This window comes from Saprospiraceae bacterium, assembly GCA_016719615.1.
GTDB lineage: Bacteria > Bacteroidota > Bacteroidia > Chitinophagales > Saprospiraceae > Vicinibacter.
This window is the reverse complement of sequence record JADJYQ010000007.1, coordinates 233,795-259,342: the sequence shown is the minus strand read 5'-3', so window position 1 is coordinate 259,342 and position 25,548 is coordinate 233,795. Positions and strand designations below refer to the sequence as shown.

The following is a 25,548-nucleotide window of genomic DNA, read 5'->3' as shown; positions in this document are numbered from 1 at the left end:
AGAGCAACAAAATGAAGGAAGTATTTCATATTTAATTTAGAGGTATAATGAGTAAAATAATTACTCATTATATTTTATATTTCACAAGGCAAACTTAAGCTACCATTCTTGAATTGCATTTTGAAAATAAAAACTTGAAATTGGTTTTACAAATAAGGTGTCATATTTAAAATTTACTTATTTACATTTAAGACGCTTTGATAAAACTATCCACTTATTTAAATTTTGTGAAGTACCATCCGATTTATTAATTATGACCATTAATTTACATAAAATATATAATAGCAACACAATAACTTCATTTATATTTTACTTAAGATACATTTTTTCATGTCTTTTTGGTAAAACGCATTTAGCCTATTGAATTAGTTTCGAGCCTTATGTTTGAGCAAAAATGAATATGCAAAGAACATTACTAATTTTAAGTTTGGCTTTGATGGGTATCAATATTTTTTCCCAACAAAGTATTTCCGTTAGAATCGCCAACATTGAAGATGATCTGGAAGAATACTTAGCTGGTGCCAATCAAACCAAAACTCCCGGAAATATGGACCTGGGTAGTTCTGACCTTGAATTGGGTATGGAATCTGCCGGAAATATGGATCCACAATACATAGGATTAAGATTTTTAAATATTGCAATTCCTGCGGGATCATTGATCACTAAAGCTTACCTGCAATTTACAGTTGATAATACTAACAAAAATACAGATCCTTGCAACTTGAGCATACATGCCGAACGCAGTTTAAATGCAGCTGCATTCAATTCTGCAGAGGCTTTCAACTTAAGCAAAAGGCCTACTTTTGGCGATTCAGTTTTATGGAATATTCGTTCCGGCAGCTGGGCGACAATAGGAGAAAAATCTACCGATCAACGCAGTGTAGATATTTCTAAACTCATCCAGGAAATTGTAAATCAGAACGGCTGGAATTCAGGAAACGCTGCGGCCATTTTTATCAAGGGCAGTGGATTACGCGAAGCTGAATCATTTGATGGATCTGCTCCGGATGCACCATTACTTTATATTGAATTCATTCCGGTTCAGACTTTTAGTCAGAGAATAAACACAGCTGAAGATGATATAGAAGAATATCTTCCTGGTGCCAATCAAACCAAAACTCCCGGCAGCATGGATTTGGGAAGTTCGGATCTTGAATTGGGAATGGAATCTGCTGGAAATATGGATCCACAATATGTTGGAATGCGTTTCAATGGCATTCAGATTCCAAAAGGTTCATTAATCCAATCGGCTTACCTTCAATTTACAGTAGATAACACCAATAAAAATACAGATCCCAGTAATTTAAGCATATGGGCAGAAAATTCGCCAAATGCTGCTGCTTTTAATTCTGCAGATCCTTTTAATTTGACAAAAAGACCTGTGTTTTCGGATTCAGTTGTTTGGAACATTCCAGATGGCAGCTGGAAAACCATTGGGGAAAAAGGCCTTGATCAACAATCTTCGAATATTGCACAACTGATTCAGAATATTGTTAATCAGGATTCATGGGCTGCAAATAATTCGCTTGCATTATTTATAAAAGGAAACAGCTTGAAAGAAGCAGAATCTTATGATGGTTCAGCAGCCGACGCACCATTGCTTGTGATTCAATATATCGCTCTTGGCAACTATTCAACCAGCATACAAAGTGTTGAAGACGATCTTGAAGAATACCTTCCCGGCCCTAACCAAACCAAGACTCCCGGAAGTATGGATGTTGGTAGTTCTGACCTTGAATTGGGTATGGAATCGGCAGGTAATATGGATCCTCAATATGTAGGTATGCGATTTGCAAATGTTCAACTACCTAAAGGCACTCTCGTTAAAAATGCCTATTTGCAATTTACAGTAGATAATACCAATAAAAATACGGATCCCTCAAACCTAACGATATGGGCTGAAAATACAGGCAACGCGGCAGCTTTTAATGCTGCAGTGATGTTCAATTTAAGCAGCAGACCTGTATTTGCAGATTCTATAACATGGAACATTCCAGATGGTAGCTGGAAAACCATTGGAGAGAAAGGAAATGATCAACGTTCTGCAAATATTGCAGGTTTATTGAATTCCATTTTTGCACAAGATGATTGGACTTCAGGAAACGCACTTTCATTATTTATCAAAGGAAACGGATTGAAAGAAGCTGAATCATATGATGGATCTGCACCGGATGCGCCAAAACTGCTTATTGAATATTTTCAATCTTCCAAACCTACTTTAGCTGTTACACCATACCCGGTAAAAAGAAAATCAGAATGGGCTTATTACGACAAAGCAGTTTCGCCAATGGGGGATTGGACAAATATTACTTTTGATGATCTAAGCTGGGATTTTGGAGCGGCTCCACTTGGATTTGGAGATCCTTTCATTGTCACAAAACTGAGCTTTGGTCCGGATCCAAATAACAAATACAATACGGCCTATTTTAGGAAAAAAATAGAAATCACAGATACAGCCAGCTTAGGTAATCAGGTAGAATTCAATTTGCGCGTTGATGATGGAGCCATCGTTTATGTAAACGGAATAGAAGTCTTCAGGACGAATATGCCAAGCGGATCAGTGGATTACAATACGAAAGCAGTAAATCGAATTACAGGTCATGATGAATCGTATTATTATGTGTTTGATGTGCCAAAGTCTGTATTCCAGAATGGAATCAATCAAATTGCGGCAGAAGTACACCAGTGGGGGCCAATAACTTCAGATTTGAGTTTTGACCTGGAGATCAACAACAGTTTATATAATAGCAATCCAACAGATTTGGGATGTACTGATCCTAACGACAAACATATTGCTTGTTTTACGAGTTTGCTGGCAAGATCACAAGATCAACTTGTAGAAGTACCTGCTAGTCATACTTTCCAGGTTTTGTTTGGTGCATTCGACAGTTATAAAGGAACAACCGGATCGTTCTCAACAAATTTCGATTTTACCGGTTATGTGCCTGTTAATGGATCCAGTACTTTAGGATACCTGAGTGTCAATCACGAGACAGTACCAGGAGGCGTTTCCATTGCAGATATACGCTACGATCTGACTTCTAAACTTTGGCAAGTAGATGCATCCGGGCCGGTTGATTTTAGTCCTGTCGTATCCACCGCCACAAATTGCAGTGGAACTGTGACACCTTGGAATACCGTTATTACCTGCGAAGAAATATATAGTCCGACAAATCAGGATGCAAATGCAGATGGATATGTTGACTGGGGCTGGAATGTAGAAATTGATCCGGTAACAAGAATGGTAAAGGATTATGGAAATGGCAAAGCCAAATTATGGGCGATGGGGAGAATGAGCCATGAAAACTTGGTTGTATTAAATGATAAACGCACAGCATATCAGGGTGAAGATGCATCCGACGGTTCTGTTTATAAGTTTATAGCAGATAAAGAGTCTGACCTATCTTCCGGAAAATTATATGTATTAAAATTGAATCAAGGCATGTCAGGAGGCGAACCAGTAAGTCCATTAGGAGAGTGGTTATTGGTACCTAACACAACAAAAGATGAACAAAATAATGTAAAGACCTGGGCCATTCAAAATGGAGCAACGGTATTTCCTGGAGTTGAGGATGTTGAGATCTCGCCATTGGATGGAAAAGTTTATTTTGCGGTAAAGGGCGCTGGTAGAGTTTATCGATTTAAAGACGATGGAAATACTGTATCAGCATTTGAAACTTTTGCTGGAAACAGATCTTACCGAATGAATTCAAACGGCAGAATGGTTTCAGAACCTTGGGCACAAGGCAACGACAATCTGACCTTTGATGACAGAGGGAATCTTTGGGTGTTGCAGGATGGTGGTAACAATTATGTTTGGGTCATTCGTCCGGATCACACACAAGCTGCGCCAAAGGTGGAGATCTTCATGCAATCACCTTTCGGCTCTGAACCTACAGGTATGACTTTTACTCCGGATTATAAATACATGTTCATTTCTATTCAGGAACCCGCACCAAGTAATCAACTTACTCAAAAAGACGCGACTGGAAGAAATATTCAGTTTAACAGGAGTACTACACTCGTTGTTGCAAGGAAAGATTTTTTGGGAAACCCAACAGGGACCAAAGAAACTAAGGAAAGTAAGTTTAAATTAGAAATAGCTCCGAATCCATTTAAGAAAACTGCAAATTTGAAAATCCAATTCATTGAAAGTGCAGTTTTTTCTTATGAAATAATGGATTTCCAGGGTCGAACAATAGTTTCAAGTAATTTAGAAAAATTAGATTCCGGTAGCCATAAGTTTAAGATCGAGATTGCAGAGCCAGGAACTTACCTGCTTAAAGTATCAGTAAACGGACAAATTGAAAGCAGAGTTATTAGAACTTTTTGAAAATTAAGGAATCGGAGATATACCGATAGCGTCGTTTATTTATAGTTGAACAGCCATAAATTTTAAACTGCCGGAGGATGTACCTCCGGCAGTTTTTTTTAAATAGAATGGATTGCAAATGGATGTAATTCTTTAATATTGCGTTTCTGAGTTGTAATTACTTAAAGATAAGGGGGTAATAAAATAATTTTGAAATACATATGCATCTTGATTCCATGAACACCCTGAGCTATATTTGGATCGCTGTGGCCTTACTAACATATGTTAGTTTACAATTCGTGACGGCCCCTTTTGGACGTCATACGCATGAAAAGTGGGGCACTTCAATAAGCAATAAATGGGGCTGGTTTATCATGGAGTTGCCTTCGCTGATGATCATGTGTTATTTTTTTTATACAGCGATTCAGGGAACAGATAGTTATGTATGGATTTTGTTTTTATTGTGGATAGTACATTACTTCAACCGGACAATTGTTTACCCATTGCGAATAAAAACTACACCCAAAAAAATGCCGTTATTGATTGTATGCAGCGCCATCTTCTTTAATGTGGTCAATGCGGGCTTAAATGGAAATTTTCTTGCTGAAGCTGCAGCTGGAGATATGTACACAGCAAGTTGGCTTTCAAGTACTCACTTTCTTATGGGCCTGCCAATTTTTTTATTAGGTATGTGGATCAATTGGAAATCAGATGATATACTTATTCAACTCAGGAAGGGCGGCGATACCGGATATCATATACCCCGTGGATTTTTATTTGAATTCGTCTCTTCGCCAAATTTATTAGGTGAAATCATAGAATGGATTGGATTTGCGGTGATGGCCTGGAATCTGCCGGCATTGAGTTTTGCTGTTTGGACTTTGGCCAACCTCGTGCCCAGGGCGATGCGGCATCATCGGTGGTATTTGGAAAATTTTAGAGCTTATCCAATTAAAAGGAAAGCGTTGATACCTTACCTCATTTAAATTCATTCATAAATGTGCAGTAATGAATGCATTCTACTAAAATTGCAAACAATAATCTTTAAAATTTAATTCAAATTGATTTAGGAAAATGAATTTTCATCATATCACTACATTCAAAATAAACAAGCGATTTTAATCGTAAACTAACAAGTGTTATTGCTCCAACAACTTCCCCAATTCTAGTGTTTTAAGCAGTCCCTCCATATTTTTTTTATCTTCGGACGTCGGTGCTTGAGAAAGTGCTATTTTGGCGTATTCCAGCGCTTTTTTCAAATTGCCCATTGCGGAATATCCGCGCATCATACCAACATTGGTAGGCCAGGAACCATAATGTTTGTTATAATTCTTTTCAAAGATGACCATGGCCTCGGGATATTTTTTCTGAGTGATCAATTGTCTGCCGTATTGATGCAATTCAATAGCGCCACCTATTTCGACAGCTTCTGCCATCATTTTTCTGATTCAATTTGCCGACCCGTTTTGTTGAGTAATCCGGCATGGGTGGAAAGGGCTTTAAACGTTCTGGAACCGCCTAAATTTGGGTTCGTTGCCGAGTTTATCCAATTTAAGGCTTCTTCAAAATTAATATTGTTCGTTAAACACCAATTGGCACCTGCTTCCAGGCTGGGAGGATCAAATCCCAAGGCACCACTGAGTTGAGTTCTGATGGAAGCTAATGTAGTTTTTGTTAAATCGATCTCTACCTTAAATGGGATCTGCCAATATTCCCATTGCAAGCTAATATCGACTGAATTGGAAGTTTGATTATTGAATATAAAATCTAATCGTTCAGTACTTTTTGCGATGGCTTTTACCTGGCGGGTGCTTACTCTAAGAACATCCAAATCCTTATTATAAAAATAGCTACCCCAGGCTTCAGCGTTTTTATTAAAAATAAGTATGCAGGAGTCCTGATAAACGGCAATAAAAAATCCATATTTCCCGGCAGCTAAATTTTTACCATTGATCTTAACATCTGTCGAAAATGAAATAGTAGTATTCTCATCAGCACCTGCTCTCCAAGGAGATTCAACATTCGATCCATAACCCAAAGTAGTGAAACCGAAATAAACCAAATCGCCCCAGATTTTACCTTCGCGACCTTTTACTCCGGGGGCGTTCCAGCGAATTTCAATATCTGTTAATCCGATGGTTCTTCCTGTTTGGCATTTGTAATTTGAGCCGCTGTCTGGAAGCTTTAATGATTGTGCTTCCAGGTTTGTAGAATAAAATCCTAAAGAAAACAAGATACAAGTAGAAATCAGAAAATGTTTGGTAGAATACATATTTATTAAATTTAAGCTGGGTATAAGATATGAAAAGCTAAAATTATAAATTAGTAGTGTATTCTAATTGAATTTTGAGAATTTAACGTTTTGTTTCATGAGGCGACCTATTCTAGGTTTGCTTTGAGGCCTGCAATTGAAGAATTTTGATTTATGTTTTAACATCATTTCTTGTTCAATATTTTTGACGAAATTTATAATGTTAGAATAATATTTTTTTTCTTATTTCCTCATTCTCCGCTCTCATTCTCAATCTGTATTTTTGTCGGGTGCTAACGCATTTGGTCGGCATGCTGACAAGCTAGGCTTCGTCAGCATTTGTGTTGGTCGAATAAACACAAAGAAACCAACCTCATACTTGATTCAGTCTATATTCATTTTAGGGTTGTAGTTTTTTTAAAAAAATTATTTTTACAAACTAATTACCACGCTTTATGAAATACGCTTTTCTATTTTTACTGGTATCAACCTTAACTTGTGTTTCTGCCCAAACGGTTGATTCGATTGCGATCAAACAAGTTGATAGCCTAATCAAGTTCTCGCGTGACCTCACGTCCAAACGGGACTTCGACAAAGCCCTTGAGGTCAATGCAGCTGCTGAAATAATCGCCCTCGAAAAACTTGGTAAGGAGTCCGCAGCGTATGGAAGCACTGGCTACAATCATGGAAGGATTTCTTATGCGAAAGGAGATTATCAAGAAGCAGAAAAAGGGTATCTTGAATCAAAAGTGATCAGGGAAAAAGTGTTGGGGAGGTTGCACCCTGATTTTTCTATGACACTAGCCAATCTGGCAATCCTGTATGAAGACATGGGACAAAATCTGAAAGCAGAGCAGTATTACAGGGAATCCCTTGAATTACGGCGCATTACACTTGGAGCGAATCATCCGAGGTACAGTGTCAGCCTGAATAATCTGGGTTTGTTTTACCTTAAAATAGGAAAACTACTTGCTGCAGAACCGCTGTTGCTAGAGGCGATGGAACATCGAAGAGTATTTTTGGACAGTCTGCATCCAGACTATCAGGGCAGCCTGATAAACTTAGGTTTGCTTTATAACAAAACCGGACAGTACACTATATCAGAACAATATTATCTTGAGTTGAAAGGCATACTCGAGAACAATAACAAGACAAATCTTCCTGAATATGCAAACGCGCTGTATAGGCTCGCAAACGTGTACGCCAACATGGCCGACTATAAAAAAGCTGAACCTCTTTTTTTGCAAACACTTCAAATCAGGGAAAGTACCTTGGGTAGGGACCATGTACAATATGTTTCCAATCTGTACGACCTTGGATTGATGTATTTTTATATGGGGAATTATGAAAACGCTTGGCACAATATTCAGCAGGTAGCGGCATTCTACCGCAGGAATGAGTTGACCGAAACATCTGACTATGTGAAATCCTTGAATGTCCTGGCAAATATTGCCTATTATGCCCGTAATGAACTCGATACCGCCGTGCTGCTCTATACACAGGTTTTGGCAATTCTGGAAAAAAACGCCGGCAAAGATCAATCGGATTATGCCAGCACTTTAGAAAACCTAGCTAATCTGTACACATACCGTGAGAATTTCGACGAGGCGTTGCCCCTGTTATTAGAGTCGCTGAAAATCAATGAAGCGGTTCATGGAAAAAATCATCCCCATTATGCTTTAACGCTGTGCAACTTGTCACTTCTTTATCAATCAACAGAAGATTTTCAGCGTGCTGAAACTGGCTTTTTGACCTCGTTGCGCATATTTGAAACGACACAGGGCAGGATCTCATCCAATTATTCCACGACGTTACAATATATTGCGAACCTTTATACACAGACAGGACAAACAGAGCTGGCGGACTCACTTTATGCCGAACTTTCCGATATCAATAAATTATTGGCGGAAAATGCACTGACCTATCTTTCAGAACAGGAACTGGGAAAATATATCGATTTGTATGTTATTCACAACGATCTGATACTGTCTTTCGCGTTTCGACATGGTGGAAAGCGGATTCAGTCCGCATGCTTCGATAACAGTCTGTTTTACAAAGGAATTTTGTTGCATTCATCCGATCGGATCAAACGGAAAGCTTTGTCAGATTCCTTGGCCCAAAATACTTACCTTGAACTGCGAAATTGTAAGCGGATGCTCGCAGCGCAGTTGTCAAAACCAATCGAAGAGGCTGACAGCCAATTTGTTGCCAAATTGACACAAAAAGCAAATACACTTGAAAAAGCACTTTCCAGCATTGCTACCGGCTATTCTGAGCAAAAAAAGCATGTGCGTTGGCATGAAGTCCGGCAGAAACTCAAATCAAACGAGGCAGTTGTGGAGTTCGTAAGGTTCCGCTATCATCGCAATAGTTTGACTGACAGTATCATGTATGCTGCCCTGCTACTCCAGCCGGGCGCTAGCCAACCTGTTTTCGTGGCCCTCTTTGAGGAAAAGGAGGTCGCCAGGCTGCTTCAGCGTAGCACAGCGAATGACAATTCAGCTACTGTTCCGAACTTGTATGCCAGTCGAGGTGTGAAACCCCTTCACGCGTATAACCTCTCCAAGATGTACGACCTGCTCTGGAAACCGCTGGAAACGCAACTGAATGGTGTCAAAAAAATCTACTTCTCCCCTTCAGGAATTTTGCATCGTCTGAATTTCAGCGCTATCCCGACAGCCGACGGCAAAACGTTGTCAGACCGTTTCGAACTGGTTGAAATGGGCAGCACCCGACAGTTGGTCATTCGCACTCAAATAAAAATTGCCAATAACGACGTTATATTATTTGGTGGAATACAGTTTGAAAAAGACAGCGCCTCCCAGAATACTGAACTCTTTCAAACTTCACAATTCAGAGGCGAACTATATTTCGCATTGGTTGATTCTACACTGAGAGGGGGCACTTGGAATTACCTTGTCGGCACAGAACAGGAAGTGAATTCGATTGAAAAGATTTTGCAGACTGCGGGTATGAATACAACCTTAAAAAAGGGATCCACCGCAACGGAGGAGGCATTCAAACAGATTGGTGTAAATAATTCAGCTTCTCCTAGAATCTTGCATATCGCTACACACGGGTATTTTTTTCCTGACCCCAAAAATAATAGTCAAGAGTCAGTGGTCAGGAGTCATACAGAACCAGTGTTTAAGATGAGTGATCATCCCATGTTGCGTTCCGGTTTGATCATGGCCGGTGGCAATGCAGCCTGGCAAGGCAAACAAACACTGGAGGGAAGAGAAGACGGAATCTTGACAGCTTATGAAATTTCACAAATGAATTTATCGAATACTGAATTAGTTGTACTTTCTGCATGTGAGACAGGACTCGGCGACATACAAGGGAACGAAGGGGTGTATGGATTACAGCGAGCATTCAAAATTGCAGGAGCAAAATATTTGATCATGAGTTTGTGGCAGGTACCCGATAAACAAACATCCTTATTGATGACCACTTTTTACAAAAAATGGTTGGAGAATAAGATGACAATTCCTGATGCATTTCATGCAGCACAAAAAGAATTGCGCGAAATCGGATTGGATCCCTATCAATGGGCAGGGTTTGTGTTGGTGGAGTAGTGAAACCGAATTTGGGAAGGGTTCTGTATTATTGGAGTAAATGATAAAACGCATTCTCACAGCCATTGTCACTCTGTATTTCATTTCGTTTGTGTTGATTGTAGATTTTTTTAAATAAATTGAAAAAACTTAGAATGAAGGTCCATGAAAAAATGTTGCTTTTATTATTCGCGTGCTTTTTAACCGCTTTATCATCTCAAACTGTAGATTCAGTTATAATTAAGCAGGTGGACAGTCTCATCCTGCTTTCTCGTGACCTCACTGACAAAAAGGATTTCGACAAGGCACTCGAAGTCAATGTCATAGCCGAACAGCTCACGCTTGCAAACCTGGGATCGATGTCAGCAGTTTACGCCAATTGTGCCTTTAACCGAGGCAGGGTTCATGATTTCAAACGAAATTTTTTGGAAGCTGAAAAATGTTATCTCGAATGCAAAACCATTCACGAAAAATTATTTAGAAAGAACCATCCTGATTTCGCTAATTGTCTTAACAACCTGGCATTACTTTACTTTGATTTGGGAGAATACGAAAAAGCAGAGCCGCTTCACCTTGAAGCCAAAGCTATCCGGGAAAATATTTTTGGAAAGTACCATTCAGATTATGCCAACAGCTTAAACAATCTCGGAAAACTTTACTCTAAAATGGGAAACTTCGAAAAAGTCGAACTGTTATACGTTGAAACTATAGCCATCCGTGAAAAAGTGTTTGGAAAAGACCATCCAGATTATGCCAATAGCTTAAACAACCTCGCAGTTCATTATAATACAATAGGCAACTACGAAAAGGCTGAACTTCTCCACCTTGAGGCCAAAGCCATCAGAGAAAAATCTCTGGGAAAGTACCATTCAGATTATGTTCAGAGCCTTATTAACCTAGCAAAACTTTATGGTAGTTTAGGAACAGGCAACTACGAAAAAGTTGAGCTGCTCTATCTGGAAGCAAAAGACATTACTCAAAAAGTATTGGGTAATCATCACCCCTATTTTGCTTTGATTCTGAGCGGTCTGGCAATCCAATACCATAAAATGGGCAATTACGAAAAAGCAGAGCCGCACTTTCTTGAAGCTAGATCCATTCAGGAAAATATTTTTGGAAAGGAGCATCCAAATTATGCCTATTGCTTGGACAACCTTGCATTTCTTTATAGTGATATGGGTAACTATAAAAAAGCAGAGCCGCTTCACCTTGAAGCCGTAGCTATTTGGGAAAAAAAGTAGGGAAGGAACATCCCAAATATGCATCAAGCATTAACAACCTCGCAATCCTTTACAGAGCCATTATGAACTTCGAAAAAGCAGAGCTGCTCTTCCTTGAATCCAAAGCTATTCGAGAAAAAACACTCGGTAGGGAACATAGCGATTACGCATCAAGTTTGAATAATCTCGCAACTCTTTATAGTGATATGGGAGAATATGAAAAAGCAGAACTGCTTTACCTTGAAGACAAAATCATAGTCGAAAGCGCACTAGGAAATGAACATCCCGACTATGCTATAAGCCTGAACAACCTAGCGATTCTTTATTGGGAAATGGCGGACTATCAAAAAGCAGAACCACTTTTCATTGAAAACAAAGCTTTAGTCGAAAAAATTCTGGGAAAGGACCATATTGATTATACCCATAGCCTAACCAACCTTTCAACTTTGTATGAAAAACAATACAGGTTTTCCGAATCTGAGCCCATGCTTAAAGAAGCAGCTTCACGTAAACAAGACAAGCTTGTAAAAGCGTCATCATTTCTGTCAGAACTTGAACTCAGAGAATACGCGATTACTTTTCAAAAGAATGGAGAAAATTTGAGTTCTTTTCTTCTTGCAAGACATACAAATGGAATGCAAGTAGGAATTTTACCATCACTTGCTTTTGACCATGCACTTTTTCATAAAGGATTCCTCCTAACTGCTGCTGCCAGACTGAATTTATTTTCAATGGACAATGCAGAAACAAATGAAATCAACCTACAACTCAAAGACTACCGACACCGACTCACTATTGAATATTCAAAACCTATCGCAGAGCGATCAGAAATCTCAGAACTCGAGGAAAAAGCAAATATTGCTGAAAAAGAATTAGCCCGATCTGTGGTCGGCTATGCAGATGCCATTCGGCAAGTGAAGTGGCAAGAAGTTCAATTAAAATTAAAGCAAAATGAAGCGGTAATCGAGTTTATTTCTTTCAATGTCAATTTCCCTAAAAATTCGGATAGCACCATGTATGCTGCCTTGGTTTTGAAATCTAGTGATGAGCAACCACAATTTATACCCCTTTTTGAAGCAAATGAGCTCACCAAAATTTTAATAAAAAACAAATCTTCAGAATCTATTTCTGAGTTATATGCAAGCCGTGGAGTCATACCCATAAATACTTTAACATTTAACGGATTATACGATTTAATTTGGAAGCCACTTGATGCTATACTTCAAAACATATCTACAGTTTATTATTCTCCTTCAGGTATTTTACATCGAATCAATTTTGATGCTATACCAACCAATAATTCAGTGAATTTAGCTGACAAGTACAAATTAGTACGTCTTGGAAGTACAAGATCGTTAGTGGTTCCAGATTTGACAAAAACTGAATCGAATAGAAATGTTATTTTGTTTGGGGGTGTTCAATACAACATCGATACTACTTTGAATATCATAGATACAAAATCAGATAATTATTTGGCAATAAAAGATCAAGCTCTTCCATTTTCAGAGGTAGAAAGGGGATTAATAAATAGAGCAAGTGAGTGGAGATATCTCATTGGAGCGGAAAAAGAAATTCAAGCTATTTCTAAAATATTTCAAAAATTAAATTTTAACACCACTGTTTTTTCAGGTGATATGGCTAAAGAGGAATCTTTTAAAATTATAGGAAAAAAGGAAATATCTCCAAGAGTATTGCACTTGGCAACACATGGCTATTTCTTTCCAGACCGATCGATCGCCACGGAAGGTGCAGTGCTGCGCGACAGTACGGCAAGTGAGAGAACTTTGCTGGACAGTTTTCAAAAGCCAGATACAAACTTGGCAATAACAAGGCAAAAATTGGCATTAGAAAGTCACGAATCTGTTTTCAAAATATCTGATCACCCCATGATAAGATCTGGTTTAATCCTTGCTGGTGGAAATTACGCTTGGACTCATGGAAAAACATTCAAGGAAGGCATGCAAGATGGCATTCTCACCGCTTACGAAATCAGTCAAATGAATCTATCCAATACTGAACTTGTGGTTCTATCTGCTTGTGAAACAGGTCTTGGTGATATTCAGGGAATTGAAGGGGTGTATGGACTACAGCGTGCATTCAAAATAGCTGGTTCTAAGTATTTGATGATGAGCCTTTGGCAAGTCCCGGATGATGAAACAAAGGAATTCATGATCACCTATTATTCGAACTGGTTAAATAAAAAGCTAAGTATTCCTGACGCCTTTAGATTAACTCAAAGTGAAATGCGTAAAAAATATAGCAATCCCTATTTATGGGCAGGTTTTGTGTTGGTTGAATAAATAACTCCTCATTCTCTTCTTCTTAGGAGACTGTAAACTGGTGGGTGTTATAGATAGTCTAATTCTCTGATTCGAATACATTTAAATTTAAATCTACATGGTTCATTGAACTAGTGTTCGAAATATCTGTTTGACTATGATAAAATAAATATGAAAGTTATTCCTTTTTTCTTCTTCATAATTTTTACCAGTTCAATCATCCATTCACAATCGATGCAAACTTTTTACAATTTTAAGGTTCAATCCATCGACGACAAAGAATTTAATTTTGCCCAATTAAAAGGCAAAAAAGTCCTTATCGTAAATACTGCTTCAGAATGTGGATATACACCTCAATACGCAGAATTGGAGGAACTTTACAAAAAATTTGGTGGCGAACAATTTACCATTTTGGGTTTTCCGGCAAATAATTTTGGCGGACAAGAACCCGGTACGAATGAAGAGAGTCAGCAATTTTGCCAGAAGAATTATGGAGTCAGTTTTCCTATGATGGCCAAAATATCAGTAAAAGGTGATAATCAGCATCCATTATATCGATGGCTTACCAAGCAATCTGAAAATGGAGTTCAGGATGCAGAACTCAAATGGAATTTTCAAAAATTTCTAATTGATGAAAACGGAAAATGGATTCGCGTAGTTTCGTATAAAGAAAGTCCGCTCTCTGAGGAAATTCTGGATTGGCTTTCGCAAAAGCATTAATTATTAAATTTGAAATCCACTTTGGGATGGATTGCAAATCTTGTTTCCAACAACCGGACTGGAGTAAATGAGATCTGAAGAATGCACGTGGCTGAAACTAGCAGTATATAAATTTCATAGTTCAGGTCTGAACAGAATACCCGGTTCAATATATTCATAATATTCAATTCATATTGATCCATTTTAATTTTGTAAATTTGGTTGGATATTGATTCATCTATGCCGAAAAGTAAAAAAGATGTAATGCTCATCAATGACCTGGCTTCTTTTGAAAAGCTGGTCAATCGGGACCTCCGGCCTTATGATATCAACATGATGGTCATGCCGGGTACGCTGGAAGACAAACACAAAGATGTGGATCCGGAGAAAGGAATAAGGGCCTTAAGACGTAGGTTTAATTTAGTGTATTTATTGACAGAAGGAGAACACGATGTGCTGCTGGGTGCAGATTATCGCTGGCTGAAACCGAATGATCTGGTTATCGTTCCCGAGAATATGGTGTATGCGTCTAAATTTATCAGAAACTGCAAAGGATACTGCATTCATTTTAAAACGGAATTTATTCAGAATCTGGTGAATGGTCCTTTGACAGATGAATTTTCATTTTTGGAATTCGATGCCGAGCACATCATCAATTTGAAGGAAGAGGATAGTTTGAATATTCAACAAGCATTCAAGAGCATCATTGATGAATATCATTCTTTCTCGTATGAAAAGGATTACATCCTCCGCAATTACATCCACATTCTCCTATTGCGGATTCGCGAAATTTACAGACCTTATGTAAACAGATTGACGGAAAGCAGCAGTAGAGCTACAAAAATCGCAACCAAATTCAAACATCTTGTCGAACATCAGTTCGCTAACAACCGTTCGGTGACTAAATATGCAAAAGAGCTCAATATCAGCCCAAAGTATCTAGGCGATGCTGTTAAAGCAACTTTTGGAAAAAGCCCGCGAGATTTTATCAGTGATATGCTGCTCCTGGAAGCAAAAGTCCAGTTAGGCTCGACAGATAAATCGATTTCAGAGATAGCTTTTGAACTCAATTTTCAGGATCAGGCCCATTTTACGCACTTTATCAAACAGAAAACCGGGATGAACCCGGTTGCACTCAGGCAGAATCTCTGATTTATACAATTCTTAAGGGATTTTGTACAATTACAGGGTTTCAGGATCCCTTACGTTTGTGACGTCAATAATATTTTTCATTTTTTAAATTTTTATTATGCAAGCCAGGTTAATTTTATCAATTTTTGTTTTCAGTTTCTGCTTTTTCAATTTTGGATTTTCACAAGTACACATAGGCCATTCTCATGAAGAGAAAGCAGCTAAAGTAAATTTTTCTGTCCCCGATGATGTTAGGACTTTTCCCCTCGGTAAAGTCGACTTAGCTAAAATTGGTGGCGCTATGATCGGCAAAGCTGTTTTTCAACCGGGTTGGAAATGGTCGGAATCCGTAAAATCCATTGCGAAGACGGAGACATGTCATGCACCGCATTTTCAATATCATGTAAGCGGAGTACTAAGAGTTAAAATGGACGACGGTACAATTATCGATTGCCATCCAGGAGATGTGTCCTATTTGCCAAAGGGTCACGATGCATGGGTTGTTGGAAATGAGCCGGTAGTGGTCATTGATTTTCAGGGAATGATTGATTATGCCAAGTCGAATTCAGGAAAGTAAATAGTCTTACCGTTATCCGCCAGATATTATCATTTTGCGGATAACTTGACTTGTTAAAAGAGGCTTTGCCCAGCTTTTGCGGGGCAAGGCCTTTTTTATGTATTGCTTTTATATTTTTATTGATTTAAATTTGTGATCTAAATTTTCGAATACTTTGATTTCGCCTAAGATAATGATATTGAATATTTGTTGCCTCGGGTTTTTAGGTCCATTGCAAACCCAGGAACTCCAAAACAGATCCAGCTATTCAAATGGAGTGATCGAAGAATTTCAGATTCTTGCTTCTGATAAGGAAATTAAGCATGGTAGCTATGTCAAGTATTTTTCACTGGCCGGAAAAATGGCAATACTCGAAAATGGATATTTTCGAAATAATAAAAAGCATGGAATGTGGGAATATTACAACCAAACATATGATGATACAAGGGCCACTTTAAATGGCTTAGTAGTCCCAACATATACCATTGACGACTCGAGATCCAATAAACTTATAAGTAAAGGAAACTATCAGCAAGGCAAGCGGCATGGAATCTGGTTCTATTATTATCTGGACAGCATTCCAAGTGTACTTGTTCGATCAGATGCTCGTGCAGAGGGAGCATCTTCAGGGCAAACCTTTGAAATTTTACAGCCAGAATTACAAGCCTATTTGATCGGACAATTTCAAAAGGATAAAAGAATCGGAACTTGGGTCTCATTTTCCGCAGATGGGGAAGTGCTTCAAACTTATGATTACTCTAATCATAAATTGATAAAAGACTCCATTGCATATCCGGAACTTATACATTTAGCAACTCATCATAAGCCGCTTTTTTTAGGAGGTGAATCCATATTTAAATTTCTATTTAGCCAACTGGATTCCTGGAAATTTACGGAGCTGCTTTATCCGAAAGAAGATAGCATTGTTTTGACTTTAGTTTTTCTTATAGATACTTTAGGACATTGCAGTCATTGGGAAATAAATCATCCGAAATATGAAAAGCGCTTACAAAAATGTTTGGACGAATTTATTTCAATTTATCCGGATTATTGGATACCAGCGGTGGAAAATGGGCAAAAAATACAAAGTAAATTATCCGTCGATTGGATTATATACAGTAAAAAATATGCAAGGAAGAAAATGCTGGCTTGGCGAATACAGTTTCAATAAGATTGATTTGGGATGAATATAATTATCTATTCAAATTTGTGGAATTTATCGATAACATCTAAATAAGCTTGATGAATAGATTGCTATTGAATAAATTTGATTTTTATTTTAGCTTTAATAAATCAATTTCAACAACATTCAGAATTTTCTTGTTTGCTATCCATTTCTTGGAATTTATTTTTCCGGTTCACGCTCAAAATCTTATTGATACAATTATTTTTTCAAATGGAGTAATAGAGGAATATCAGGTTCTGAAAAATGATGTAAATGTAAAACATGGTTTCAGTGTAAAATATTATTCTTCAAATGGAAAATTAGCTATACTGGAAAATGGAAATTACCTGAATAACCTAAAGCATGGATTATGGGAGTATTATAATATTGCTTATCAGGAAGAACAAAGTTTATTCCGTTATGCGATCCCCAGCTTCATTATTGACGAATTGAAATCAAACAAACTTACAAGAAAAGGCAATTATAAAAATGGAAAACGAGATGGCATTTGGTTTTATTATTACGAAAGCAGCATACCAAGCTTGCTTCTTCGATATCTTATACAAGAAAAGGATTCACCGGCCAGACAAACTTTTGAAATTGTTCAGCCTGAATTGCAAGCATATATGATAGGCCAATTTCAACAAGACCAAAGAGTAGGTAGTTGGGTAACTTTTTCTACCATGGGTAAAGTATTGCAATCTTATGATTTTTCTAAGGAGCAATTATTAAAAGATTTGACGGCGTACCCGACAGACGATTTTAAAGAAAATGATCATAAACCTCTTTTTTTGGGCGGCGGTTCTGTCTTTGAATTGCTATTATTCAGATCTTTTGCATGGAAATTTAGTGAGCCAATATTTCCAAGCCAAGATAGCATAGTATTGCAACTATTTTTTAATATTGATAGTTCCGGGCATTGTACGCATTGGGAACTCAATCATAAGGAGTACCATGACAGAATAAAAAATAGTATGGATCATTTTATATTAAGCTATGCTGATTATTGGATACCTGCTAAAAATAATGGTGTAAAAATCGAAAGTAAATTGTTGGTGGAATGGATCATATATAGTGAAAAAATTTCCAAAATGCTGAATCAACCCGGACGAATGCAATTTCGTTGAATTATTGTTTACAGAATCAAACATAAGCAAAGTCCCATTTGGATTAGACCGAATTCCTTATTAGCGTCTTTTATCCCCGGTTACCACCAAATCGTTGGCCATACGCAACAAGACGAAATATGTATGCAAAGTTGTAATGAGCATGATTTTTATTTTATTGATGCGCTGGAGTTTGGGTATTATGTTATTTACAACGACGGAGTGATTATGGAAGGGAGTCTGGATGGGTAATTAATTAGTTTAATTCTAATTGCTCATATTTTCGTTCAATAGTTTCCACATAGGCGATTTTTAATTCATTAGATAAAAATGATTTATGAATCCAATCAATTGCCTTTGTTTTATTTCTAATCATACGCTGGAATGCTGCTTTTATTTGTTTGGGCATTAAACCCAATCCTTCCCCCAGCTTTTCAAAATGTTCTCGTTTTAAATTCTTTTTCTTTCCTTCTAAAGTCAATGCAAGTTCTTCTTTATCTTCCGGGAGCACAATGGCCACATTCAAAAGGTCGTAGGCAGGAGCTAATGCCCATCCGGAAGGACTCTCGATCATGGAGAAGTTCTTCAGATGCATATCGTTATTTCCGGTTAGAAATGAGAAAAGTGCTAATTCAAAATAATAGGATTTGTCAAGTAATGTGTTGCTGGAATAGTGATCCAAAGCTTTTCCAATTTTCTCCATAGAACTTTTATATTTATCAAAAGCTTCTGTGATCTGAAACATATCCAACATGTGGATTTTTTTTCCTGCTTCTGTCCGATCAACTCGCTTTGTAATATATGACAGTTCGCCTGATGCCAGTCTGATTAAAGATGATGGCGCAACCCGGATACCGTAGTCTTCGGCTATTCTCATGGTTAGATGTTCATTTTCCGGCATTTCTGGAAATCGGTCAGTTGGTGGTTTAAAAATATATTGCCCCACCAATACACCAACGACAGTTAATCGGGGGTCTGAATTTTCCATCGTTTTTTTGACGAGGGACAAGGATAGTTTTGCTTGAACTCCGGGAACAGCGATACTTCGTTCAACAATTTGTTTAGCAAGTTCACTTATTTGATCAAGAGAATATTCAATTTTTGGAGGCACGGGCAACCCAAAAAATTCCATTGAGCATTTTTCGTGAAAATCCAACTCTACTTGAATGGGTTTATAACAATATAGACATTTATTCTTCATTTTTTTCAGTTACAGGTTCCACACTTACTGCCCCGATACAATTCTTGCAACAGGCTAGTAGCAATCCCATTCGATCATTCTTATTAATCTTCCAGTTTTCAGCGGCGATGTCTAATAACCAACCCTCAGGGATCAAACCATCAAAAAAAGGAAAGAGCCTATTTTCTTTATAAGGTATATCGGTTACAGGCATCGTAAATGATATAAAATCATTCGGATGATTTTTTACAAATTGATCGTTATACTGATATATATATTCTCCATCATTAGTCTCTGTAATAATGCCTGCCAGCTGGTCCTTATAATATACTTTTCCTTGCCTCATTCTTCAAGTTCTTTGCTGTTTACAGGTGCTAATTCATGGCCAAACATGCGAAGAACAAGGTTTACTTTATTCACATTCATATTTGTTTTTCCCTGTTCTATTTTACGTAATACGGTCAATGCAATTCCAGTGCGTTCTGCGAATTCTTCCTGAGTAAGGTGAACTTCTTTCCTACGTTCTTTAACAAATGTTGCTAATTTTTTCACTATATGCATTTAAATATAAAACATTACAAATATATGAAAATATATGCAAATAAATATAATTATATGCCTAAATCATTTATTATATGCTTTAACATATAATTTGTGCTTAGAATCTTGAAAACTCTGAAATTTAAATGTCACCAGGGGACGCTTTTTTCGTATTTAATTTGTCTGATCCTTATAAAGACATTTTAAAATAGAATCATAAATAATTGATTATCAATCTAAAATAAAAATCCCCTTATCCGCAAGAATAAGGGGAAATTCATGTTTTGAGGTCGAGAGCGGATTCGAACCGCTGTACGAGGTTTTGCAGACCTCTGCCTAGCCACTCGGCCACCCGACCCTAAAGGGACCGCAAATCTAAGGATATTTATGAATTTTCAGATTTTTTTCCTGAAATAAATACCCCATGAATTAATATAAAATACAGATTATCAATTATTTATGCGTGTATATTTCAATGCCATTTGGGGGGTGGTGAAGTCCATTTTGTCATTTCCCCTCAATTCTATCTTATACCAGAATGTGGCAACTCAATTCAAACTGAATAGAATCACCTACGATCATGTATTTGAAGGATTGCTGATCATCGAGAAAATGTATGGAATCCTGCTCAAATTTAAGTTCGGCTGGACCTTCGGGTTTGCTGGCCCAGGAACCCTGAAGGTTTTCAATGGTAAGGGGCCTTTTGTTTTGGCCACCTCCAGCCATGGAGCCTTCTTTGCAGGATGACATAACACTACAGTAAAATATGATGATGTAAATGATTCTCATTTCTTATTGAATTTAAGGCCAAAGTTAACAAATGGGTGCATATGAATAAGAGCTTCCTCGTGAACGATTTAAGCTCTTATTTCGATAAAACTAAAATCCAATTTACTTGTTTCTTTTGCAGAGTGGAAATTACCCATTCATAGCTAATTTTCATTTTTCTTTTTGAATATAAACCCTTATGGATCAACCAGCTTTCGATTTTAAACGCGATGTCGTCGATCTCAGTTTTGAAAAACCGGTACTGATTGATTTTTGGGCTCCCTGGTGTGGTCCCTGTAAAGTACTGGGCCCGGTCTTGGAATCACTTGAAACGGAAGATCAAGGAAAATGGGCTTTGGTTAAAATCAATACAGAAGTTGAACTGGACATTGCAGCTTATTTTAAGATCCAAAGTATTCCACATTGTAAACTTGTATATGAAGGAAAAATAATCGATGAATTCACAGGTGCACAATCCAAAGAAACGATACGCCAATGGCTTGATAAAATTTTTGGTCTTTTAGATCTGCCAGAAATAGTGGAAGCACAGGTCGATGATTTCGAAAGCCTGATCCTTGAAGAATGCGAATTTCCTGATGCGGCTTTTGCGGAAAAACTAATTCTTTTTTTGAGCGGTCACCCGGATCACGAAGAGGCTCTTCAAAACTTGATCAAACACGAAGTATTTTTTAACTCCAAAAACGCTTTGGATCGAATTCGCTCCCTGGCCGAAAGTCCAAAACGCGATGAATTGGAACAGGATGCCAAAGCCATCGAAGACTGGATGCGTATCGACTCTAGTTTTAAAAAATAAAGCGGCTTTGCTTTTAGCGTCTGCCAAAACTAAAATATTGCAAAAAAATATTTCCACAGCGATAGAAGACATCATTGACGCTGTACACAAAGAACCTGCTTTCCAAAATGAATTGCCCAGACGTGCCGGGATCGCTCTGTTTCATTTGTTAGGTCCGCAACATCCAATGAGTCTGGAGTACCGGAAGTTGTTTGATATGGCGATATATTAAGACTTAAGACTATCCCGACATGAAGAAACCTCTTATTAAAAAATCACTCGATGATGTCGGGAGGAAAAGGCTAAAGGAGTGATAAAGAACATATTACTTTTTCCCGTTCAACTTTAGCTTACTTAAGGAAAGGCTAAGTGTAAAAGACTAAAGGTTATAGAGACCAACTGCAAATTTTACATTTTTAATATTTCCTTTTATCCTTTTCTGGAAATAAAAAAATATTAGATCCTAAATACAAATACATAGTAAATTTTGAATTACCTTTTACCTTCATAAGAAAGGGCTAAAGACTAAAGACTAAAGGTTGGAATACCATACTGTCTATGCCTGAAATAGGTTGACCAAAATCTGGTCAAAAGTCAACCGAATGGAATCCAAAAATAAGCAAAAATTAAGCCTGAAAGTGCAGCGTGTTTTTAGTGTAGAGATACGCCGCAAGACAGTTCGAGATGTAGAACGAGGCAAATGCACAATTCTTCAAGCATCCAATGAGTTAGGAGTGAGCCAGGGCAGTATATATAAATGGATTAACCAATATAGCTTATATTTAAAGCAAAGTAAGCGCATGGTAGTCGAAGATAAAAGTGAGGCATATCGTAGTAAAGAATTGGAGAATAAATTGAAGGAAGTTGAAGCTATGTTGGGTCGTAAGCAAATGGAAATTGAGTTTTTAAATAAGATGATTGAAATTGCGAATGAAGAATTCAAAATTGATATTAAGCAATCTGTAAAAAAAGACTTTCGAATGGTATCGAATCAACAAAGGAATAAAACATAGATATAAACTGAAGGAAATTAGTGAACTGGCCGGAATAAGCAAACAGGCACTCTGGAAAAGCCGGATTAAAAATGTAAAACAAGACAAGTTCATAAAATCAGTAGTTGATCAACTAAACGAAATACGAAAAAATACATAAAGTAATGGGTTGTAGAAAGATGTATTATAAAGAAGAAAATCAATGGCCAGTTGGAAGAGATAAGGTAATTGAAATAGCGAATGCCAATGGCTTTAAAATGCGTAAAAAAAACGCAGTATAGTTAGGACTACGGAGCCAGGCAGTAGAAGTCTATCCCAATTTAATCGAAGGAATGCAGCTCAATGGTCCTAACCAGGTATGGCAATCTGATATCTTTTATTTTAAGGCTGGGCAGATCAACTATTATGGAGTAACCATCGAAGATGTGTATACAAGAATATTGAAAGCGTTACATATGTCACAAAGCTTAGCAGCCAGGCATACAGTGATAGCTTTGCAAAATGCAATAAAATCCACATCAAATAAAGAAGAGATAATAGGTTGCATATTTCATTCAGACAGAGGCAGTCAATATATAAGTAAAGAATTAAAGGAATTAATTCGAGAAAGCAAAATGAATCCAAGTATGTGTCTAAATCCTCAAGAAAATGCCTATGTAGAAAGAATACAAGGAACAATAAAGAACGAATATTTGAATGAGTATGAAATAACCTCAAAAAATATCATGCAAATGAGTAATAAAATAAAATTCTGGTACAACGAACAAAGGCCACATAAAAGCTTAGGAATGTTAACACCTAAAAATTTTGAAAACCTTGTTAAAAACTTGACAGAAAAAGACAGGCCTAAAATGATTATAAATCAAGGAATTAAGGAGTTTTCAACAGAAATTTGTGAAATTAACAAAAAGAAAAAAGAAGCAAAAAAGAAAAACTTATCATCATCATCACTATCTTTAATTTAACTTAAAAAAAGTCAACCTATATCAGGTAAGGACATACCTTTAGCCTTTAGTCTTTAGTCTTTAGCCTCAAGTATTTAGCCTTCTTCAAATGAACGTATTAGGATTAATGTCAGGCACTTCTCTCGATGGACTGGATATGGCTTTGATCCGGTTTTCGAAAACGCACAAATTGCAGTTTGAATTTATTGCGGCCAAAACCATTCCTTATACAGAAGAATGGAAATCAAAATTATCCAATGCATTTTATGCAGACCCTGATGCGATTCAGGAATTGGATAGGCTCTATGGTATTTGGTTGGCCGAACAAGTGTTAGTTTTCAAAGACGAATTTAAATTGCCAATTGATCTGATCGGTTCTCACGGGCATACGGTTTTTCATAGGCCCCATGAAGCTTTGACGCTCCAGATTGGATCCGGTCAAGAAATATATCGGCAAACAGGAATTCCGGTGGTTTGTAATTTCAGGCAGCAGGATGTGGCTTTAGGAGGCCAGGTGGCACCCTTGGTCCCCATTGGAGATGAAATGTTGTTTTCAGAATTTGATTTTTGTCTCAATCTCGGCGGATTCTCAAATATATCATGGGAAATGGGTGGCCAAAGAAAAGCCTGCGACATCAGCCCTTGCAATATGATGCTCAATAGTCTTAGTCAAAAATTGGGAATAGCCTTTGATGAAGGTGGTAAAATTGCGCAATCTGGGAAGATCCTACATGCTGTATTAGAAAATTGGAATGCTCTGGACTTTTACCAAATGCCTTATCCCAAAAGCCTGGGCCGCGAATGGTATCTGCAAAACTTTGAAGCTGATCGCATGTTCGATAACTATGAAGTAATGGATTTGTTGAGCACAGCAGTGGAACATATCGCATTTCAAATCCATCATTTTATTGAAACACAAATTTCAAAGAGTTCTGAGGAGAAAAACTTATACTGCTTCGATTCTATGTACAGGTGGTGGAGCCTACAACGATTTTTTGTTGGAGCGGATGAATGCATTAAGTAAGTCTGAATGGCGTTACGTCATTCCAAATTCAATTTTGATTGATTACAAGGAGGCACTGATTTTTGCAGTGCTGGCTTATTTGAGGTGGAATAAAAAATCAATGTACTAAAAAGTGTAACCGGAGCATCAAAAGATCATTCCAGTGGTGATGTTTATTCAAATTTAAGGCTAAAGGGAAAAGCTTAAAGGGAAGAAAGTAATTATGGTATGCATTCTAATTTTCATTAGTCTTTCAACTTTTTCCCTTTAGCCTCAACTGCAAATTCCAATTATCTTTATCTCCTAAATCCAAAAAAATGCTTAAAGGAAAAATTGCGCTCGTTACCGGAGGAAGCCGTGGAATTGGTGCTTCCATTGCAGAAGGTCTTGCCAAAAATGGGGCGCATGTAGCTATTACTTACGTTTCTTCCCCGGATAAAGCTCAGGCTGTTGCCGAAAAATGCATGCGCTATGGTGTCCAGGCAAAAGCTTATTTGTCCAATGCAGCTGTGCATACAGATGCTGAGCAATTGATTCAATCTGTAGTTGCAGATTTGGGTGGACTGGACATTCTTGTAAACAATGCTGGTATCACTAAAGACAATCTGATCCTTCGTATGACCGAAGAGCAATGGGATCAGGTCATCACTACCAATTTAAAATCCTGTTTTAATCTGACCAAATTTGCAGCCAAGCACATGATGCGCACACGTAGTGGATCTATCATCAATATTTCATCTGTTGTAGGTGTTTTTGGTAATGCCGGTCAATCAAATTACGCCGCTTCAAAAGCAGGCATGATCGGTTTTACAAAAAGTATGGCTAAAGAACTTTCTTCCCGCAACATCCGCTGCAATGCACTGGCTCCCGGGTTCATCGAAACGGAAATGACGCATGTGCTTGATGAAAAACCAAAGAGGCTTTTATGAAAGCAATTCCTTTGGGCCGTCTTGCAAAACCCGAAGAAGTTGCAGATGCTGTGTTATTCCTCGCTTCTGATATGTCGTGTTATATTACCGGACAGGTCTTGAGTGTTTGTGGGGGATGAACAT

Annotated in this window: 21 protein-coding genes, 1 tRNA gene and 1 pseudogene; 16 read left to right on the top strand and 7 right to left on the bottom strand. The window is 37.7% G+C overall.

Annotation, left to right across the window (positions count from 1 at the left end; genetic code table 11):
• Positions 1 to 400: 400 nt before the first annotated feature.
• A complete protein-coding gene (locus IPM92_15690; GenBank protein MBK9109764.1) occupies positions 401 to 4,333 on the top strand; it encodes a DUF839 domain-containing protein in 3,933 nt (1,310 codons plus the stop codon).
• 215 nt (positions 4,334 to 4,548) lie between these two features.
• Positions 4,549 to 5,298: a hypothetical protein gene (locus IPM92_15685; GenBank protein ID MBK9109763.1), complete on the top strand. Its 750-nt coding sequence runs from the start codon at positions 4,549 to 4,551 to the stop codon at positions 5,296 to 5,298.
• Positions 5,299 to 5,451: 153 nt separating this feature from the next.
• Here IPM92_15685 and IPM92_15680 read toward each other — a convergent pair whose 3' ends face one another.
• On the bottom strand, positions 5,452 to 5,751 hold the full coding sequence (locus IPM92_15680) for a hypothetical protein (GenBank protein MBK9109762.1): 300 nt from the start codon (positions 5,749 to 5,751) through the stop codon (positions 5,452 to 5,454).
• Positions 5,748 to 6,584 carry a DUF2911 domain-containing protein gene (locus tag IPM92_15675; protein MBK9109761.1) on the bottom strand — a complete coding sequence of 279 codons (837 nt, stop codon included), beginning with the start codon at positions 6,582 to 6,584 and terminating at the stop codon, positions 5,748 to 5,750. Before IPM92_15675 ends, IPM92_15680 begins: the two co-directional genes overlap by 4 nt.
• A gap of 434 nt (positions 6,585 to 7,018) precedes the next feature.
• Here IPM92_15675 and IPM92_15670 point away from each other — a divergent pair, with 434 nt between their 5' ends.
• The 8 genes from IPM92_15670 to IPM92_15635 all read left to right on the top strand — a co-directional run bounded on the left by IPM92_15670 (position 7,019) and on the right by IPM92_15635 (position 18,297).
• Complete coding sequence (locus IPM92_15670; GenBank protein MBK9109760.1) at positions 7,019 to 10,141, top strand: CHAT domain-containing protein; 3,123 nt, start codon at positions 7,019 to 7,021, stop codon at positions 10,139 to 10,141.
• A gap of 227 nt (positions 10,142 to 10,368) precedes the next feature.
• Positions 10,369 to 11,361, top strand: a complete 993-nt coding sequence (locus tag IPM92_15665) for a tetratricopeptide repeat protein (GenBank protein MBK9109759.1) — start codon at positions 10,369 to 10,371, stop codon at positions 11,359 to 11,361.
• Positions 11,346 to 13,640, top strand: a complete 2,295-nt coding sequence (locus tag IPM92_15660) for a CHAT domain-containing protein (GenBank protein MBK9109758.1) — start codon at positions 11,346 to 11,348, stop codon at positions 13,638 to 13,640. The genes IPM92_15665 and IPM92_15660 overlap by 16 nt, the downstream gene beginning before the upstream one ends.
• Before the next feature lie 150 nt (positions 13,641 to 13,790).
• Positions 13,791 to 14,339: a glutathione peroxidase gene (locus tag IPM92_15655; protein MBK9109757.1), complete on the top strand. Its 549-nt coding sequence runs from the start codon at positions 13,791 to 13,793 to the stop codon at positions 14,337 to 14,339.
• Between the two features lie 219 nt (positions 14,340 to 14,558).
• Positions 14,559 to 15,470 carry an AraC family transcriptional regulator gene (locus IPM92_15650; protein ID MBK9109756.1) on the top strand — a complete coding sequence of 304 codons (912 nt, stop codon included), beginning with the start codon at positions 14,559 to 14,561 and terminating at the stop codon, positions 15,468 to 15,470.
• A 172-nt stretch (positions 15,471 to 15,642) separates the two neighbouring features.
• Positions 15,643 to 16,026, top strand: a complete 384-nt coding sequence (locus tag IPM92_15645; protein MBK9109755.1) for a cupin domain-containing protein — start codon at positions 15,643 to 15,645, stop codon at positions 16,024 to 16,026.
• Positions 16,027 to 16,204: 178 nt separating this feature from the next.
• On the top strand, positions 16,205 to 17,176 hold the full coding sequence (locus IPM92_15640) for a hypothetical protein (protein MBK9109754.1): 972 nt from the start codon (positions 16,205 to 16,207) through the stop codon (positions 17,174 to 17,176).
• Positions 17,177 to 17,247: 71 nt separating this feature from the next.
• Positions 17,248 to 18,297, top strand: coding sequence for a hypothetical protein (locus tag IPM92_15635; protein ID MBK9109753.1), 1,050 nt, complete (start codon positions 17,248 to 17,250; stop codon positions 18,295 to 18,297).
• A 235-nt stretch (positions 18,298 to 18,532) separates the two neighbouring features.
• Here the strand turns inward: IPM92_15635 and IPM92_15630 are convergent, their stop codons facing one another.
• The 5 genes from IPM92_15630 to IPM92_15610 all read right to left on the bottom strand — a co-directional run bounded on the left by IPM92_15630 (position 18,533) and on the right by IPM92_15610 (position 20,785).
• Positions 18,533 to 19,477 carry a HipA domain-containing protein gene (locus IPM92_15630; protein MBK9109752.1) on the bottom strand — a complete coding sequence of 315 codons (945 nt, stop codon included), beginning with the start codon at positions 19,475 to 19,477 and terminating at the stop codon, positions 18,533 to 18,535.
• The gene (locus IPM92_15625) at positions 19,467 to 19,802 is read right to left on the bottom strand and encodes a HipA N-terminal domain-containing protein (protein ID MBK9109751.1); all 336 of its coding nucleotides are present in this window, start codon (positions 19,800 to 19,802) and stop codon (positions 19,467 to 19,469) included. The genes IPM92_15630 and IPM92_15625 overlap by 11 nt, the downstream gene beginning before the upstream one ends.
• On the bottom strand, positions 19,799 to 20,008 hold the full coding sequence (locus IPM92_15620) for a helix-turn-helix transcriptional regulator (GenBank protein ID MBK9109750.1): 210 nt from the start codon (positions 20,006 to 20,008) through the stop codon (positions 19,799 to 19,801). Before IPM92_15620 ends, IPM92_15625 begins: the two co-directional genes overlap by 4 nt.
• A gap of 275 nt (positions 20,009 to 20,283) precedes the next feature.
• Positions 20,284 to 20,354 (bottom strand) — tRNA-Cys (locus IPM92_15615).
• Between the two features lie 170 nt (positions 20,355 to 20,524).
• Positions 20,525 to 20,785: a hypothetical protein gene (locus IPM92_15610; protein ID MBK9109749.1), complete on the bottom strand. Its 261-nt coding sequence runs from the start codon at positions 20,783 to 20,785 to the stop codon at positions 20,525 to 20,527.
• A gap of 178 nt (positions 20,786 to 20,963) precedes the next feature.
• On the opposite strand from IPM92_15610, the gene IPM92_15605 reads away from it, so the two are divergent.
• The 6 genes and pseudogenes from IPM92_15605 (at position 20,964) to fabG (ending at position 25,544) form a co-directional block, all read left to right on the top strand.
• On the top strand, positions 20,964 to 21,578 hold the full coding sequence (locus IPM92_15605; protein MBK9109748.1) for a hypothetical protein: 615 nt from the start codon (positions 20,964 to 20,966) through the stop codon (positions 21,576 to 21,578).
• A gap of 37 nt (positions 21,579 to 21,615) precedes the next feature.
• Positions 21,616 to 21,789, top strand: coding sequence for a tetratricopeptide repeat protein (locus tag IPM92_15600; protein ID MBK9109747.1), 174 nt, complete (start codon positions 21,616 to 21,618; stop codon positions 21,787 to 21,789).
• Positions 21,790 to 22,159: 370 nt separating this feature from the next.
• Positions 22,160 to 22,570: a transposase gene (locus IPM92_15595; GenBank protein ID MBK9109746.1), complete on the top strand. Its 411-nt coding sequence runs from the start codon at positions 22,160 to 22,162 to the stop codon at positions 22,568 to 22,570.
• A 311-nt stretch (positions 22,571 to 22,881) separates the two neighbouring features.
• Complete coding sequence (locus tag IPM92_15590; protein MBK9109745.1) at positions 22,882 to 23,514, top strand: transposase family protein; 633 nt, start codon at positions 22,882 to 22,884, stop codon at positions 23,512 to 23,514.
• An 88-nt stretch (positions 23,515 to 23,602) separates the two neighbouring features.
• The gene (locus tag IPM92_15585; GenBank protein ID MBK9109744.1) at positions 23,603 to 24,517 is read left to right on the top strand and encodes an anhydro-N-acetylmuramic acid kinase; all 915 of its coding nucleotides are present in this window, start codon (positions 23,603 to 23,605) and stop codon (positions 24,515 to 24,517) included.
• Positions 24,518 to 24,813: 296 nt separating this feature from the next.
• Positions 24,814 to 25,544, top strand: a pseudogene (fabG, locus tag IPM92_15580) (3-oxoacyl-[acyl-carrier-protein] reductase).
• The last annotated feature ends 4 nt before the right edge of the window (positions 25,545 to 25,548 follow it).